The organism is Billgrantia ethanolica, from assembly GCF_021404305.1.
GTDB classification, from domain to species: Bacteria; Pseudomonadota; Gammaproteobacteria; order Pseudomonadales; family Halomonadaceae; genus Halomonas; species Halomonas ethanolica.
Map to the genome: position 1 here is coordinate 19,807 of NZ_JABFTX010000005.1, position 15,750 is coordinate 35,556.

General features: G+C 66.6%; 12 protein-coding genes. 11 read left to right on the plus strand and 1 reads right to left on the minus strand.

Annotated features, from left to right (window positions below; translation table 11 throughout):
- Positions 1 to 73: 73 nt before the first annotated feature.
- Entirely contained in the window at positions 74 to 1,951 is a 1,878-nt protein-coding gene (locus tag HOP53_RS19915) for a beta-ketoacyl synthase (RefSeq protein WP_234271764.1), read from the minus strand.
- A gap of 372 nt (positions 1,952 to 2,323) precedes the next feature.
- Between HOP53_RS19915 and trmB the strand changes: the two genes are divergently transcribed.
- The 11 genes from trmB to HOP53_RS19970 all read left to right on the plus strand — a co-directional run bounded on the left by trmB (position 2,324) and on the right by HOP53_RS19970 (position 15,742).
- Positions 2,324 to 3,034 (plus strand): tRNA (guanine(46)-N(7))-methyltransferase TrmB, encoded by a 711-nt coding sequence (gene trmB / locus HOP53_RS19920; RefSeq protein ID WP_234271621.1) that lies wholly within the window; start codon positions 2,324 to 2,326, stop codon positions 3,032 to 3,034.
- Positions 3,031 to 3,363 (plus strand): DMT family transporter, encoded by a 333-nt coding sequence (locus tag HOP53_RS19925; protein WP_234271765.1) that lies wholly within the window; start codon positions 3,031 to 3,033, stop codon positions 3,361 to 3,363. The genes trmB and HOP53_RS19925 overlap by 4 nt, the downstream gene beginning before the upstream one ends.
- Before the next feature lie 33 nt (positions 3,364 to 3,396).
- Positions 3,397 to 4,860, plus strand: coding sequence for a D-alanyl-D-alanine carboxypeptidase/D-alanyl-D-alanine endopeptidase (gene dacB, locus HOP53_RS19930; RefSeq protein WP_234271622.1), 1,464 nt, complete (start codon positions 3,397 to 3,399; stop codon positions 4,858 to 4,860).
- 34 nt (positions 4,861 to 4,894) lie between these two features.
- Positions 4,895 to 5,266: a diacylglycerol kinase gene (locus tag HOP53_RS19935; protein WP_234271623.1), complete on the plus strand. Its 372-nt coding sequence runs from the start codon at positions 4,895 to 4,897 to the stop codon at positions 5,264 to 5,266.
- A gap of 79 nt (positions 5,267 to 5,345) precedes the next feature.
- On the plus strand, positions 5,346 to 8,330 hold the full coding sequence (gene glnE, locus HOP53_RS19940; protein ID WP_234271624.1) for a bifunctional [glutamate--ammonia ligase]-adenylyl-L-tyrosine phosphorylase/[glutamate--ammonia-ligase] adenylyltransferase: 2,985 nt from the start codon (positions 5,346 to 5,348) through the stop codon (positions 8,328 to 8,330).
- A gap of 292 nt (positions 8,331 to 8,622) precedes the next feature.
- Complete coding sequence (locus HOP53_RS19945; protein WP_234271625.1) at positions 8,623 to 9,561, plus strand: sugar ABC transporter substrate-binding protein; 939 nt, start codon at positions 8,623 to 8,625, stop codon at positions 9,559 to 9,561.
- Positions 9,562 to 9,671: 110 nt separating this feature from the next.
- Positions 9,672 to 10,682, plus strand: coding sequence for an ABC transporter permease (locus tag HOP53_RS19950; RefSeq protein ID WP_234271626.1), 1,011 nt, complete (start codon positions 9,672 to 9,674; stop codon positions 10,680 to 10,682).
- A gap of 16 nt (positions 10,683 to 10,698) precedes the next feature.
- Positions 10,699 to 11,658 carry an ABC transporter permease gene (locus tag HOP53_RS19955; RefSeq protein ID WP_234271627.1) on the plus strand — a complete coding sequence of 320 codons (960 nt, stop codon included), beginning with the start codon at positions 10,699 to 10,701 and terminating at the stop codon, positions 11,656 to 11,658.
- Positions 11,655 to 13,217 carry a sugar ABC transporter ATP-binding protein gene (locus HOP53_RS19960; protein WP_234271628.1) on the plus strand — a complete coding sequence of 521 codons (1,563 nt, stop codon included), beginning with the start codon at positions 11,655 to 11,657 and terminating at the stop codon, positions 13,215 to 13,217. Before HOP53_RS19955 ends, HOP53_RS19960 begins: the two co-directional genes overlap by 4 nt.
- Before the next feature lie 69 nt (positions 13,218 to 13,286).
- Positions 13,287 to 14,366, plus strand: coding sequence for a maleylacetate reductase (locus HOP53_RS19965; RefSeq protein ID WP_234271629.1), 1,080 nt, complete (start codon positions 13,287 to 13,289; stop codon positions 14,364 to 14,366).
- Entirely contained in the window at positions 14,363 to 15,742 is a 1,380-nt protein-coding gene (locus tag HOP53_RS19970; protein ID WP_234271630.1) for an amidohydrolase family protein, read from the plus strand. The genes HOP53_RS19965 and HOP53_RS19970 overlap by 4 nt, the downstream gene beginning before the upstream one ends.
- The last annotated feature ends 8 nt before the right edge of the window (positions 15,743 to 15,750 follow it).

Here is a 15,750-nt window from a genome sequence, read left to right on the forward strand (position 1 = left end):
CACTTGCACTGCCAGGGGGGGCTCAGGGTAACCGCCAGCGGCCCAACCGACAACGTCGGCGGGCCGCGTCGAATCACTCTTCCAGCTTGCCGAAGGGGTTGTCCACGGCCAGCGATACCGGGCGGGCATAGCCGGGGATGACGATATGGGTGTCGCGGACCTCGAGTTCGGGACCTTCCAGCACGCCTTCGCCGAAGCGATAGCGTACCTCGAACTCGCCGCGATCGGCCGCGGCCAGGTAGGCCTGGCTGGCCTCGCGCACCGCTTCGCGCCGCTGGCGCCAGGCCTCGACGGCGGCCTGGCCGTGGCGCTGCGCCAGCAGCCGCTCGGTCACCTCGGGCGAAAGCACGACCCCGGTGGCGTTGTTGCCGCCGAAGCCCTTGGCGTTGATGAAGGCGGCATCGGCCGTGAATGGCTGCGGCTCGCGGGAGAAGCGCAGCCGCTCGGCGTAGACGTCGTCGGCCACCGCATCGAGGGTGGGTATGCCCGGCAGCAGGTCGTGGGCGAAGCTGCCGAGCGCGCTGGCCAGCTGGTCGCCGGCGGCGCTGCCCTGGGAGTGGCCGACGAAGGCCTTCACCGCCACCACCGGCCAGTTCTCGATGCCATGAGCCTGAGCGACCAGATCGAAGACGTGGGACTCGGTCACGCGGTTCTTGGGCGTGCTGGTGCCGTGGGCGTGCAGAAAGGTGCGCTCGCGCAGGGCGGTGTCGCCCAGCATGTCGCGGACCAGCGCGGCCGCCTTACCCAGGGTGATGTAGTTGCCGATGCCGGGGGCGGAGATGGAGCGCTTCCAGCCGTCGGCATTGACGTACACGCCCGGCACGCTGCCGAGGATCTCGGCGCCCAGCTCTAGGGCCAGGGCATCGTCGAGTAGCAGGATGAACTGGCTGGCTTCGGCGATGGTGAAGCCGCAGTTACGGGCGAAGGGGCGGCAGGCGCGCTGATAGTCGGCGTCGGTGAGCAGCTCCAGGGCGTCCAGCGCCTTGAGGCTTTCGTCGTCGGCCAGCGCACCCATGGCACGGAAGCCCTCGATGATCTCCGGCGTTACCGGGGCGTCGGACGTCCCTACCATCACGGCACGACGGTGGCCGTTGCGAATGTCCTCCACGCCCAGGCGCAGGTTGTAGAGGAAGCTGGCGCAGGCGCCCAGTGCGGCCCCGGTGCCGCCCACGCTGCCGAGCACGTAGGCGTTAAGGAAGTCGGCCGGCATCTGCCCGTAGCCCAGCGGCATCTGCTTGGAGGTGGCCCGGTTGCCCGACACGAAGCTCTTGAGCAGCCCGCCCCAGCCTTCGTCGTCGAGCTGGCCGATGGAGTTGCCGGCGTACACGGCGATGTCGTCGGGATCGAGACGGTCGCGCAGCTCATCCCACGCCAGGCCGCTGCTCGCCAGGCAGTCGCTGGCGGCGAAGATCGACATCGACAGGCCGCGCGGATGGTGCACGCTGCGGTAGTAGCGACTGGGATCGAAGCCGCTGGGCAGCTGGCCTGCGGCACGCACCAGAGCCGGTCGGGTTTCCGGCAGCAGCACGTCGAGCTCACCGGCTGGCACCGTGACCTCCAGCGTGTGGCGATCCAGCTCGCGCACCTGCCAGGTCGGCGGCAGCCGCTCGGGCAACTGGCGGCGGCGAATGCTGAAGGTCAGCTCCGAGCCCAGGCCCAGGCTGGCACGGCGATTGGCCGGCAGACCGTCGTCGTTGAAGAGGGGGTTCTCGATACGCCGTATCAGCGTATGGTCGAGCACCTGCGCGCGACAGTTCTCGGCCAGGCGAGCGGTCTCGATGGGGTTTCCGGCGGTATCGTACCAGGTGCCCTCCCGATAGGTACCCAGCCCCATCATGGCGGCCAGGCCGAGCATCAACGCCTGCTGCTCGGCTTCAGGAAGGGCGTCGATCACGGTGCGACGAAACGCTTGATGGCCAGAGGTACGACCGGCGGCGTTGACGCCACCCATGCCGACGATCACCGGTAAGTGAGACAAGCCGCTTTCCTCGTTGTGCTGTTGGTGCAAGTCGGTAATGTAAATATTGGACTGGCGATCATAGCACCCGCTTCGGGACTCCGTCATGGGCGTAGCATGCAAGTTACGGCCAGCAAAGATAAAACAAACGTTTGAAATGTGACGGGAAACACGCTATCCTGATCGTGCTGTTTGAGTCATACGAGTGGGTATGTGGGCGCTTCCTTGTCGAGGCGCCTTTTTTTTGCGCCCTGTTTCGTCCTCTTTACCTCGCCCCTCTCTGCCACCCGCTCGCGCCTACCCCCTCGCGCGCGTCGGCATGGCTGCTAGAATGGCCGTTCGTCCGCTACCGATCGATTTCGCCTCATGCATGCCACCTCCCGCCCCATCGCGACCAACCAGAGCGGCCCCCACCGGGATGTCGAGAAGCGCGTCGACCGCGCTCTGCGCCATCCGCTGCGCAAGCCCGTGGCCGAACACACGCGGGAGGCGTTCGAGCAGGCCCGCGCATGGTACCAGCGTGAAGCCGGGGATGGGCAGCGTCCGCTGATTCTCGATGCCGGCTGTGGCGTGGGGGTTTCCACTCGCGAGCTGGCCCGACAGTTCGATGATCACTTGGTGATCGGCGTGGATCGCAGCGCCGAGCGGCTGTCCCGAGAGCACGGCGAACTGGGCGAGAACGCTCTGCTGGTACGCGCCGACCTGGTGGATTTCTGGCGCCTGGCACTGGCCGCCGGCTGGCAGCCGGTGCGGCACTATCTGCTCTACCCCAACCCCTACCCCAAGTCGGTGCATCTCAAGCAGCGCTGGCATGGGCATCCTGTGCTGCCGACTATTCTGGCGCTGGGCGGCCGGCTGGAGCTGCGCTCCAATTGGCGGCTCTACGTCGAGGAGTTCGCCCTGGCGCTGGCGCAGGCGACCGGTACGACCGCTGCGGTGGAGCCGTTCGACCCCGGCACCCGGCACCTCACTCCTTTTGAACGAAAGTACCACGCCAGCGGTCAGTCACTCTGGCGTCTGGTTGCCGAGCTGCCCCATGCCCCTGAGCTAGTACCCGGCGATAGGGAGAGAAGCTGATGGCATTCGTCTATCTGGCCCTGGCTATCGTCGCCGAGGTCGTGGCAACCAGCGCGCTCAAGGCGACCCACGGCTTCACACGGCTCGTTCCCAGCCTGATGGTGGTTGTCGGCTATGCAATCGCCTTCTACATGCTGTCGCTGGTGCTGCGCACCATCCCGGTGGGTATCGCCTATGCGATCTGGGCCGGTCTGGGTATCGTGCTGGTGGCCCTGGTCGGTATCGTGGTGTACGGGCAGCGTCCCGATCTGCCGGCGGTGCTCGGTATCGGTCTGATCGTGGCCGGCGTGGTGGTGATTCAGCTGTTTTCCCGTATGTCCGCCCACTGAGGAACGTCATGTGGGCTTTAGATGGATGGTTCGATGATGTCGAGAACTCTTGCCAGGCTTGGCTGCCTGCTTCTCCTGTGCGGTTCGCTGCTGCCGGTGACGGCGGTCGGGTCTGGCTTTGCCGAGCTCGGCAAGATGACCGAGAGCGGCTTTCGCATCAGCGCCGAAGCGCGGCTGCTGGGTGACGGTGGGCGTGACGGCGTCCTGCTCGGCGCCATCGAGCCGCAGCGCCAGCTGTCGCCGGCCTCGGTGTCCAAGGCCTACCTGGCGGCCGCCGCGCTCGACCGCTGGGGGCCGCAGCATCGCTTTGCCACGCGGCTGGTCAGCACCGCTGAACTCGATGCCGACGGCGTGCTGCGCGGCGACCTGATACTCGACGGCGGCGGCGACCCGGGCCTCTCCAGCGAGGACCTGTGGCGGCTGACTCAACGGCTGCATCAGGCCGGCGTACGCGAGATCGAAGGGCGCCTGGTGGTCAGCCAATGGCGCTTCGGCCCGGTGGAGTGCATCACCACCGACCGCTGCGAGGGGCAATCGCGCACCGCCAACAGCTACAGCGCACTGCTCTCCTCGGCCGGGGTCAACCACGGCAACTGGTGCGTCAACGTCGCGCCGGGGGCGGCGGCGGGCGAGCCCGCTCGCATCACCAGCTGCGACAGTCAGGGGCTGATCCTGGAGGTCGACAACCGGATCGAAACGCGCCCGCCCGACAGCGGCACCGAGTTCAGCGCCGAGCGCGTGACCCGCGAAGAGGGCGACGTGATGCTGCTGCGCGGCCAGATTTCGCTCAATGCCTCGCCCCGGGACGTCTACCGCGCCAGCGGCGACCCAGCCCGCCAGACCGCCCGCACCCTGATGGCCATGCTCGAGCAGGCCGGCATCGGCGTGGGTGGGGGCTACGTTACCAGCATCGATCAGCCTGCCGCTTCCGCGCGTACGCTGGCGCAGGTGGAGGGCAGGGCGTTGCAGGAGCTGCTGCTGCATGTGATGAACTACTCCAACAACTTCATGGCCGACGTACTGGCGCTCAACCTGGTGGATACCCCGAGGGCGGACCTGTTCCAGGCCGGCGAGGCGATTCAGCAGTACGTGGCCGGTCTGCCCGATCACGGCCCGGTGATCATGCTCAGCGGCAGCGGTCTGACCACGGAGAACCGCACCTCGGCCCATGGCAGCAACGCGCTGCTGGAGAGCATGTTCCACCGCTCTTCGCTGTTTCCCAGCTTCGTCGCCAGCTTCCAGTCGCCGGCCAACGGCGTGTCACGCTTCATTCGCCGTGGCTCGCCGCTGTTTCAGGACCACATCATGCTCAAGACCGGCACCCTCAATCAGCCCTATGCCGTGCGCGCCGTGAGCGGCTATTTCCGTACCCGCTCGGGGCGCTGGGGCGTGTTCACGGTGATGGTCAACGGCACCTCGTCTACGCCCTGGCTCAACTGGGCTCAGGTGCTGGACCCGCTCTCCGAAGACTTGGCGCGCATGATCGAGGCGCACTGAAGCCGACTCAACCCGCAACTCAGGATGCGAGACGATGAAACCAGCACGAACCGGATGGCGCCACCTCATCGATGCCACGGGCTACTCGATCAAGGGGCTCAGGTTCGCCTTTCACCACGAGACGGCCTTTCGCCAGGAGCTGGCCCTTTGTGTGGTACTGCTGCCGCTGGCCTGGTGGATCGGCGCGGGGCCGGTGGAGTGGATCCTGCTGATGGGCAGCTGCCTGCTGGTGCTCACCGTGGAGCTGATAAACAGCGCCATCGAGAGCGTGGTCGACCGCATCGGCACCGAGCATCATGAGCTGTCCGGGCGGGCCAAGGACATCGGCTCGGCGGCAGTGATGATCGCGCTGATTGCCGCCGGTCTGACCTGGGGCCTGCTCGCCTGGCAGAAGTTCTTCGGCTGAAGGCCGTCGATGGGGGTGCCGTCGCGTCGGCGCCTTCGATATGCTGGGGGCAATTCCGCTGCGACAAGGCGAGTTGCCCATGGCTCTTCCCGCTGACTTCCTGCCCGTCGATGAAATTCCGACCGCGCTCAGGCCCGCCCTGGAGAAAGCGTGGCAGCGCCTGAGCGAGAGCCTGGCTCGGGCCGACAATGTGGCCGAGATGACCGGCCAGGAGCCGCCCTCGGAGAACTGGCTGGCGCTGGGGCCGGAGCGTCGTCGCCAGCTGGCGCGGGTCATCACCATTTCCGACTTCGCCCTCGACACCCTGGTGCGCTACCCCGAATGGCTGCTGCACCTGGACGCCGGCGGCGAGCTGGACGAGTCGCCAACGGCCGAGACCCTCACGGCCTGGCTCGGCGAACGGCTGGAGAGCGCCGAGGACGAGGCCGGCCTGCACGCCGTGCTGCGGCGCTTCCGCCGGGCGCGCATGCTGGGCATCGTGTGGCGTGACCTGGTGCGACCGGCGGGCACCGACATGTGGGCCACCACCGCCGCAGTGTCTCAGCTGGCCGAGGTGTCGCTGGAAGGCGCCCTGGGCTGGCTCGAACGTCACTTCGAGCCGCGCTGGGGGCGCCCGGCGGCGCGCAGTGACGGCAGCGAGCAGCGCCTGGTGGTGCTGGGCATGGGCAAGTTCGGCGCCGGCGAGCTCAATCTCTCTTCCGATATCGATCTCATCTTCGCCTACCCCGAGCAGGGCGACACCGAGGGCGGGCGCACTTCCCTCGCGCATCAGGAGTACTTCACCAAGCTGGGTCAGAAGCTGATCGCTGCGCTGGATGCGGTCACCGCCGACGGCTTCGTCTTTCGCGTCGACATGCGCCTGCGTCCGCTGGGCGAAGGCGGTCCGCTCGTCGGCAATTTCAGCTCGCTGGCCGCCTACTATCAGGACCAGGGCCGGGAGTGGGAGCGCTATGCCATGCTCAAGGCGCGGCCGGTGGCCGGCGACCTGGAGGCCGGCGGCGAGCTGCTCGGCAACCTGCGCCCCTTCGTCTACCGCAAGTACCTCGACTTCGGCGCCATCGAGTCGCTGCGCGAGATGAAGGGACTGATCAACCGTGAGGTGAAGCGGCGCGGCATGCAGGCCAACATCAAGCTCGGCCCCGGCGGCATTCGCGAAGTGGAGTTCGTGGTGCAGGCCTTCCAGCTGATCCGCGGCGGGCGTGACACCGAGCTGCAGGTCACCTCGCTGCGCACGGCGCTCTTGCGTCTGCCGGCGCTGGGGCTGCTGCCGCAAGACGTGGTCGACGAGCTCGAGCCCGACTACGTCTTCCTGCGCGATCTGGAGCATGTACTTCAGGCGCTGGAAGACCGCCAGACCCAAAGCCTGCCGGACGACGAGCTCGACCGTGAGCGCGTCGCCCTGGCGCTGGACATGGAGGACTGGCCGGCGCTGCTGGCGCGCCTGGAGGAGGTGCGCGGCCGGGTGCGAGGCCATTTCGATGCGGTGATCGCCGACCCCGAGGAAGAGATCGAGGAGAACGGCGAGGCGGCAGACGAAGGCGGCCTGTCACTGGACGACTGGCGGGCGCTGTGGTGCGGAGAGCTCGAGCCCCAGGAGGCCGAGGCAATGCTCGCCGAAGCGGGCTTCGATGAGGCCGAGACGGCTCTACGTCGTCTCGTCGGGCTGCGCCAGTCGCGCCAGGTGCAGGCCATGCAGCGCATCGGCTACGACCGCCTCGAAGCCCTGATGCCGCTGCTGCTCGATGCGGTGGCGGCAAGCGACGCGCCCGACACCGCCCTGGAGCGGGTGCTGCCGCTGATCGAATCGGTGCTGCGGCGTACCGCCTATCTGGCGCTGCTGCGGGAGAACCCCGAAGCGCTGAGTCATCTGATGGGGCTGTGCAGCGCCAGCCCCTGGATCGCCGAGCAGATGGCCCGCTACCCGATCCTGCTGGACGAGCTGCTGACCCCGGCCACCCTCTACACCCCCGCCGACAAGGAGCGCCTGGCCGACGAGCTGCGCCAGGCCCTGGGGCGCATTCCCGAGGACGACGAGGAGGCCCAGCTCGAGGCGCTGCGCGTGTTCAAGCACGCCCACGTGCTGCGCGTTGCCGCTTCCGACATCGCCGGCACCCGCCACCTGATGAAGGTCAGCGACTATCTCACCTACATTGCCGAGGTACTGCTGGAAACGGTGCTGGCCATGGCCTGGCGCCACCTGGTGCGCAAGCACGGCTACCCGCTGCGCCGCGACGGCTCCCGCGCCGGCGCCGAGCCCGAGTTCCTGATCGTCGGCTACGGCAAGCTCGGCGGTATCGAGCTGGGCTACGGCTCCGACCTCGACCTCGTGTTCATTCACGACGGCGACTCCCGCGGCGAGACCGACGGCACCCGGCCCATCGACGCCTCGGTGTTCTTCACCCGCCTGGGCCAGCGCATCATCCACCTGCTCACCGCGGTGACCCCGGCCGGCACCCTCTACGAGGTCGACATGCGCCTGCGTCCCTCGGGCAACGCCGGGCTGCTGGTCACCACCCTCGATGCCTTCGGCGAGTACCAGCGCCGCGAGGCCTGGACCTGGGAACATCAGGCGCTGGTGCGGGCGCGGGTAGTGGCAGGGCACCCACGCCTGGCTACAGGTTTCGATGCGGTGCGCAGCGAGATTCTCGGCCGCGAGCGCGACCGTGAGGCGCTGCGCGAAGAGGTGGTCAAGATGCGCCACAAGATGCGCGAGCACCTGGGCGGCAAGAGCGAGGCGGGTCAGTTCGATCTCAAGCACGACCCCGGTGGCATGGTCGACATCGAGTTTCTGTGCCAGTTCGCGGTGCTCGCCATGGGCCACGAGACGCCGGAGCTGCTGCGCTGGAGCGACAACATGCGCATCCTCGAGACCCTGGAGAGCAGCGGACGCCTGCCCGCCGAGGAGTGTCAGCGCCTGCGCGATGCCTACCTGGCCCTGCGCAGCACCGCCCACCGGGCGTCGCTGACCCGCGAGGCCGCCCGCGGGCGCGAGGCCGACTTCGAGGCGCACCGCCAAACCGTCATCAATGCCTGGCAGCGGCTGCTGGAGCCGCCGACGCCTTGACCCTCGGCAGGTGAGGCTCCAGCCACCTGCCAATGCCCCGTTCCCCTTGTGCCCTCGCTTGCCCCGACCGTTACCACGGCCGGGGCTTTTCTCGTGTCGTTTTTGGCGAAAGGCCGGCACGGGGAAAATAACCAGAATGGATATTTCACTTCCCGAGCGCCGTTGCTGCGAGCTCTTCTCAGCCCATAAGCTGAATTCACCCTGACGGGCCGCATGCGCGGACAGTCACGCAACACGAGAATGCAAGCACAACAGGTTATTACAACAGGCTATTACAACAACAGGTGACAACATGTTCTACAAGACAGCGCTAGCTACCAGTGTCCTCCTCCTTGCCTCGGGGATAGCCCACGCCGACTCCACCTATCGGATCGGTATCACACAGAACAACGTCGGTGTCGACAGCTACCAGACGACTTATGAGAGGGCCTTCGTGGCAGCCGCGGAGGCCAATGGCAGCGTCGATATCGTGGTGCTGGACGCCGGGGGCGATGTGGCCCGACAGATCGGCCAGATGCAAGACCTCGTCCAGCAGCGCATGGATGCCATCATCATCTGGCCCACGGATGGTCAGGCGGTGATTCCGGCGATTCGCCAGGCCAACAATGCCGGCATCCCGGTCGTCGTGACCAACTCCAGGATTGCCGATGCCGGGATGGATTTCATCGCGGCATTCTCCGGCCCCGATAACGTGGAGCAGGGGGCCTATGCGGCAGAGATGATGTGCGAAGCCCTGGAAGGGGAAGGGCAGATCGTGCAGATCTCGGGGCAGCCGGGCTACACCACCGCCATCGAGCGTGCGGCCGGTTTCGAGGAGCGTCTCGCCGAACTCTGCCCCGATGTCGAGCTGATGGAAACCCAGCCGGGCAACTGGAACCGTGAGCGGGCGCAGCGCGTCATGGAGGACTTCCTGACCAAGTACGACCGCATCGACGGCGTCTACTCCGGCGACGACAACATGGGGGTAGGCGCGCTGAACGCCGCCAAGGACGCCGGCCGGGCGGGCGATATCGTCTTCATCGGTGCCACCAACTTCGCCGTGGGCTATGACGCCATCGCGCGCGGAGAGTACTACGGCTCCATCTACCAGTCCCCGGTGGATGATGCCGAGGCGGCGCTGCAGACCGCTCTGGATGTCCTGGCCGGCGAGGAAGTACCCAAGCTCAACTTCTTCGAGACCCCGAAGATCACCGCTGAGAATCTGGAAGAGTTCGACCGTCCAGTCTTCTGACGGCACGGCGTGCTGCCCGGGAGTTGGCGCACAGGCGCCATGTCCCGGGACACGGATCGAGCCTGTGCCAGCACTTGCTGCGCATGGCCATATTCAGACAGGTGATTACCATGGCTTCTGCAGAACAAACCAATCCACAGCTCCTCAATGGAAGAATCAGCCGCGCGGGGATCCTCAGCTTTCTCTCCGCTCAGGGCATCCTGGTGTTCTTTCTTCTGAGCATGTTCGTCTTCTCACTGTTTTCCGAGCAGTTTCTCTCCCAGTCGAACATCATGACCGTCGTGCGGCAGGCGTCGATCATCGGCATCATCGCCGTCGGGGTCACGGTGGTCATCATCGGCGGGAACCTGGACCTTTCCGTGGGCTCGATGCTGTCGTTCGCCACCGTGCTGGTGGTCGACCTTCACGACAAGATCGGTCCCATGAACGCCATCCTGGTGATGTTCGCCTTCACCCTGCTTCTCGGCGCCGTGAACGGCTTTTTGATCGGCCTCATGCGGCTCAATTCCCTGATCGTGACGCTGGCCATGCTCTCCGTCATCCAGGGGCTGGTGCTGATCTACAGCGGGGGCCAGAACGTCGATATCGCCAACCAGGACGGCACCTGGTTCGCCTTCTTCGGCCGCGGCTATGTGCTGGGTATCGCGGTACCGGTGCTGCTCTTCGGCCTGCTGGCCCTGCTGATGCAGATCGTCATGTCCTATACCGGCTACGGGCGACGCATCTTTGCCGTCGGGGGCAACCCGATGGCCTCCGTCTACTCCGGCATTCGCAGGAACTGGTGCGTCTTCAGCACCTACCTGATCTCGGCCTTCTGCGTGGCCTGCGCGGCCCTGGTGCTCGGCTCCCGGGTCATGGGCTCCCAGAACAATGTGGGGCAGGGCTACGAGCTGCTGGTGCTGGCCGGCATCATCCTCGGCGGCACCAGCCTGCTCGGCGGCGCCGGCAGCATCTGGAAGACGGTGATCGGCGTGCTGATCCTCGGCTTCATCCAGAACGGTCTGCTGCTGATGGGCTACCCCTACTACACCCAGTGGATAGTGACCTGGGTCATCATCATCCTGGCCGTCTGGCTGGACCTCGCCAACAAGCGCAAGCGCCTGTTGACGACCCATTCATGACGCGGAGGCATGACACATGATTTCAATAAAAGGCTTCTTCCGCGGCAGGACGACTATCCAACCGATCTGGGTCTTCGTCATTGCCATCTTCATCTTCTTCAGCTTCATGTCGGAGTACTTCCTGTCGCTGAGCAACATCACCAATATCCTGGTCCAGACCTCGACCATCGGCCTGATCGCCTTGGGCATGACCTACGTGATGATCAACGGCAATATCGACCTCTCGGTGGGGGCGATACTCGGGCTTGCCGCCTCGCTGGCGGTGGGGCTGCAGGACTATGGACTGACCATTGCCATCATTGCGGCGCTGGCGTCCGGCATGCTGCTCGGCGCGATCAACGGCCTGGTGGTGTGGAAGACCGGGGTCAATGCCTTCATCGTCACCCTGGGCGCGATGCTCGGGATTCGCGGACTGATCTTTCTCTACACCGGCGAACAGTCCTTCTACTCGATGAACTTCGCCTTCGCCGACTTCGGCGCCAGCACCATCGGGCCGATCCCGGTACTGGCGATCATCTTCCTGCTCTGCACCCTGGTGATGCACCTGGTGCTGACCCGCACCGGCCACGGGCGCAACACCTTCGCCGTGGGCGGCAACCCGGAAGCCTCCATCGATGCCGGCATCCGGCTCGGCCGCCACATGATGATCAACTTCATCATCGTCGGCTTCTTCGCGGCCCTGGCCGGAGTGCTGCTGGCCAGCCAGATGGGCGCAGCCACTCCGAACCTCGGGCGTGACTACGAGCTGTGGACCATCACCGCGGTGGTACTCGGCGGCACCAAGCTCACCGGTGGCTACGGCAGCATCGTCGGCACCCTGGGCGGCGTCCTGGCCATCGGCATCCTGCGCAACGGCATGAACCTGATGCAGGTGCCGGCCTTCTACGTGCTGGTCGTGCTCGGCCTGATCCTGATCTCGGTGCTGATCATCGACAAGAAGCTCAATGTGCCCTCGACCAAGGAGGTGCGGATATGACCCCCGTTCACGCCACGACTGGCCACCGCCAGCCGATCGACGCCGAGCCGGTTCTCAAGCTCGAAGGCATCACCAAGCGCTTTCCCGGCGTGGTGGCCCTCAACCAGGTCGACTTCGACGTGCGCCCCGGCGAGGTCCATGCCCTGCTCGGCGAGAACGGCGCCGGGAAGTCGACCCTGATGAAGGTGCTGGCCGGCAAGCACCAGGCCAACGAGGGCAGGATCATCCTCGGCGGCGAGGAGATGGCCTTCGAGAATCCCAAGCATGCCAAGCGTGCCGGGGTCGTGCTGATCCACCAGGAGCAGTCGCTGGTGCCGGGGATGACCGTGGCCGAGAACATCTTCCTCGGCAGCCTGCCGAAGAAGTGGGGCAATCGGGTCGACTGGCGCAAGCTGCGCGAGGACACCAACCGGATCCTCGAGACCCTCAAGTGCAGCTTTCAGCACGATGACCTGGTGGGCTCGCTGTCGATCGCCAAGAAGCAGATGGTCGAGATCGGCCGGGCGCTGGTCTTCACCCCGCGGGTGGTGGTGTTCGACGAGCCCACCGCCTCCCTCACCGATCATGAGAAGCCGGTGCTCTATGACGTGATCCAGTCGCTCTGCGAGCAGGGCGTGGGGATCGTCTATATCTCGCACCGCATGGACGAGATCTTCCACCTTTCCCACCGCATCTCGGTGCTGCGCGACGGCGAGTACACCGGCACGGTGAATACCTGCGAGACCAACGAGGACGAGGTCACGCGGATGATGATCGGCCGCAGCCTAGAGCTCGACCACGCCAGCAAGCCGAGCGAGTTCGGCGAGAACATGCTCGAGCTGCGCAACCTGTCGGTGAAGCGGCTGTTCTCGGACGTCAGCTTCAGTATCCGCAAGGGCGAGATCGTCGGCATGTACGGCCTGGTCGGAGCGGGGCGCTCGGAGGTCGCCGAGACCATCTTCGGCCTGCGCTCCCCCACGGCCGGCGAGATCCTGCTGGATGGCCAACCGGTGAGCTTCCATACCTCACACGACGCCGTGGCCGCGGGCATTGCCCTGGTGCCGGAGGATCGCAAGGACCAGGGACTGATCCTGGGCATGAACTGCCGCGACAACATGACCCTGGCCGGACTCGAGTCGGTCTCCACGCTGGGATTCATGAAGCGTGCCGATGAGCGGGCCGTCTACGACAAGTACCACCAGGCGATGAAGATCAAAACGCCCAGCTGGCGCCAGAAGGTGGGCAACCTGAGCGGCGGCAACCAGCAGAAGATCGTCATCGGCAAGTGGCTGCATACCCACCCCAAGCTGCTGATCCTCGACGAGCCGACCCGCGGGATCGATGTGGGATCCAAGGCGGAGATTCATGCCCTGGTCAAGGAGCTCGCCAAGTCGGGCTACGCGGTACTGGTGATCTCCTCGGAGATGCCGGAGGTGCTCGGCCTCAGCAACCGCATCATCGCCATGTACGACGGCCGGGTCACCGCCGAGTTCGACGGCGACAGCGTCAGCGAGGACGAGCTGGTGCAGGCGATTACCGGAATGGGTCAACCATCGCCGGCAGAAGCCGCGACCGTCTAGGCGGACTCGCAGCCATCGCGGCGCCCCGCGGGGCGCCGACATGCACCTTCAACGTCTGAGGAAATAACCATGCAACCCTTTGTCTATCATGGCCTGCCATCTCGGGTGGTATTCGGCCAGGGGACCCTGTCGCGCCTCGCCGAGGAAATCGAGCAGCTTGGCTGCCGCCGGGCCCTGGTGCTGGCCACTCCCCAGCAGCAGGAGCAGGCCCGCGCGGTGCTGGAGCAACTGGGCGAGCGCGGCGTCGGCCTCTATGCCGAGGCCGCCATGCACACCCCGGTCGAGGTGACCGAGCGCGCCATGCGGGTGGTCGAGGAGCTGAGGGTCGACTGCACCGTGGCCATCGGTGGCGGCTCCACCATCGGCCTGGGCAAGGCCATCGCGCTGCGCACCGGGCTACCCCAGGTGGCCATCCCCACCACCTATGCCGGCTCCGAGATGACGCCGATTCTCGGTGAGACCCGCGACGGCCTCAAGACCACCCAGCGCACCCTGGAGGTGCTGCCCGAGACGGTGATCTACGACGTCGACCTGACTCTCTCGCTACCCGCGGGCATGTCCGGCACCAGCGGCATCAATGCCATCGCCCATGCGGTGGAGGCGCTCTACGCCCGTGACCGCAACCCGGTGATCTCGCTGATGGCCGAGGAGGGCATCGCGGCGCTGGCCAGGAGCCTGCCGGTGATCGCCAACGACCCGGCCAACGCCGAGGCGCGCGCCGATGCCCTCTACGGCGCCTGGCTGTGCGGTACCTGCCTGGGCTCGGTGGGCATGTCGCTGCACCACAAGCTCTGCCACACCCTGGGGGGCTCCTTCGACCTGCCCCACGCCGAGACCCACACCATCGTGCTGCCCCATGCGGTGGCCTACAACGCCCCTTCGGCCCCCGAGGCGATGTCACGCATCGCCCGGGCGCTGGGCTGTGAGGATCCCGCCGCCGGCCTCTTCGACCTGGCCCGAGCGATCGGCGCGCCCACGGCACTGGAGGAGATCGGCCTGAAGGCGGGGGACGTGGAGCGGGCTACCGAGATCGCCACCCGTAATCCCTACTGGAACCCCCGCGAGGTCGAGGCTCAGGGCATCCACCGGCTGCTGAGCCATGCCCTGGTCGGCCAGCGACCGGCCAGCGAGGTGGGAGCCCAAACATGAAGACGCTATTTTCCAATGCCACCGTGATCACCATGGATCCCGAGCTCGGCGACCTGGCCAACGGCCAGGTGCTGGTCGAGGGCGACCGCATCCTGGCCGTGGGCCATGACCTGCCCGCCGAGGGGGCCGAGGTCATCGACTGCCGCGGCGGCATCCTGATCCCCGGCCTGGTCAACGCCCACCTGCACACCTGGCAGACCGCCCTGCGCGGGGTGGCCGCCAACTGGACGCTGCTCGAGTACTTTCGCCACGTCCACCGCGGCCTGGCGACGCTCTTCTCCCCCGACGACATTTATATCGCCACCCGCATGGGGGCCCTCAACCAGCTCAACTGTGGCACCACCACCCTGGGTGACTGGTGCCACAACAACCCCACCCCCGCGCATACCGATGCGGCGGTGCGCGGGCTCAAGGAATCCGGCATCCGGGCGCTGTTCTTCCACGGCTCGCCCAAGCCGGACCCCAAGCCGGGCCAGCCCCACTTCAGCGAGATCCCGCATCCCCGTGGCGAGGTCGAGCGCCTGCTCCAGGGCGAGCTCTCCGACCCCGAGGGGCGCGTCACCCTGGGGATGGCCATCCTCGGGCCGCACTACTCCACCCTGGAGGTCAGCCTGCAGGACTTCGCACTGGCCAAGGAGTTCGGCCTGGTCGCCTCCATGCACCAGGGCGGCGGCGAGGCCGTCAGCCCCGGCGGCTGGGACGTGATCGAGGAGCGGGGGCTGCTCGGGCCGGACATCAACATCGTGCATGGGCAGAGCCTCAGCGACGCGCAGCTGGCGAGATTCTGCGCGCAGGGCGTGACCTTCTCCATCGCCCCGGAGAACGAGATGACCCAGGGGCACGGCTTCCCGATCACCGGCCACGTTCGCCGTCACGGCGGCGTGGTCTCCCTGGGGGTGGACCTGGAGTCGGTGATCTCCGGTGACATGTTCACGGTCGCCCGCATGGCGCTGGGCATGCAGCGCTCGCTGGACAACGACGCCTCGCGGCGCGAGCAGGGCGGCATACCCGACACCTCGACCATCCGCACCCGCGAGGCGCTTGAGTGGATCACCCTCGACGGCGCTCGAGCCCTGGGCCTCGAGGAGCGAATTGGCAGCCTGACGCCGGGCAAGCAGGCCGACATGGTGCTGCTGGATACCAGCCTGTTGAACATGCAGCCGGTCAGCGACCCGGTCTCTACCGTGGTCATGCAGGCGAGCCTGGCCAACGTCGACAGCGTCATGGTGGCGGGGGAGTTCCACAAGCGCCACGGCAGGCTGCTGGCCGACGTGGCGGACGGCCTCGGTCACCTCGACGCCTCCGGCCAACGCATCTACGGCGAACTGATGTCACGAGAGCGGGAATCCCGAGCACAAGGGGAGAGAGCCCAATGAGCACGACA

What these genes read in the sequence shown, in the direction of transcription:
- HOP53_RS19915 (WP_234271764.1), bottom strand. Translation starts at nt 1,951, where the DNA reads ATGGGTGGCGTCAACGCCGCCGGTCGTACCTCTGGCCATCAAGCGTTT.
- trmB (WP_234271621.1), top strand. Translation starts at nt 2,324, where the DNA reads ATGCATGCCACCTCCCGCCCCATCGCGACCAACCAGAGCGGCCCCCAC.
- dacB (WP_234271622.1), top strand. Translation starts at nt 3,397, where the DNA reads ATGATGTCGAGAACTCTTGCCAGGCTTGGCTGCCTGCTTCTCCTGTGC.
- HOP53_RS19935 (WP_234271623.1), top strand. Translation starts at nt 4,895, where the DNA reads ATGAAACCAGCACGAACCGGATGGCGCCACCTCATCGATGCCACGGGC.
- glnE (WP_234271624.1), top strand. Translation starts at nt 5,346, where the DNA reads ATGGCTCTTCCCGCTGACTTCCTGCCCGTCGATGAAATTCCGACCGCG.
- HOP53_RS19945 (WP_234271625.1), top strand. Translation starts at nt 8,623, where the DNA reads ATGTTCTACAAGACAGCGCTAGCTACCAGTGTCCTCCTCCTTGCCTCG.
- HOP53_RS19950 (WP_234271626.1), top strand. Translation starts at nt 9,672, where the DNA reads ATGGCTTCTGCAGAACAAACCAATCCACAGCTCCTCAATGGAAGAATC.
- HOP53_RS19955 (WP_234271627.1), top strand. Translation starts at nt 10,699, where the DNA reads ATGATTTCAATAAAAGGCTTCTTCCGCGGCAGGACGACTATCCAACCG.
- HOP53_RS19960 (WP_234271628.1), top strand. Translation starts at nt 11,655, where the DNA reads ATGACCCCCGTTCACGCCACGACTGGCCACCGCCAGCCGATCGACGCC.
- HOP53_RS19965 (WP_234271629.1), top strand. Translation starts at nt 13,287, where the DNA reads ATGCAACCCTTTGTCTATCATGGCCTGCCATCTCGGGTGGTATTCGGC.
- HOP53_RS19970 (WP_234271630.1), top strand. Translation starts at nt 14,363, where the DNA reads ATGAAGACGCTATTTTCCAATGCCACCGTGATCACCATGGATCCCGAG.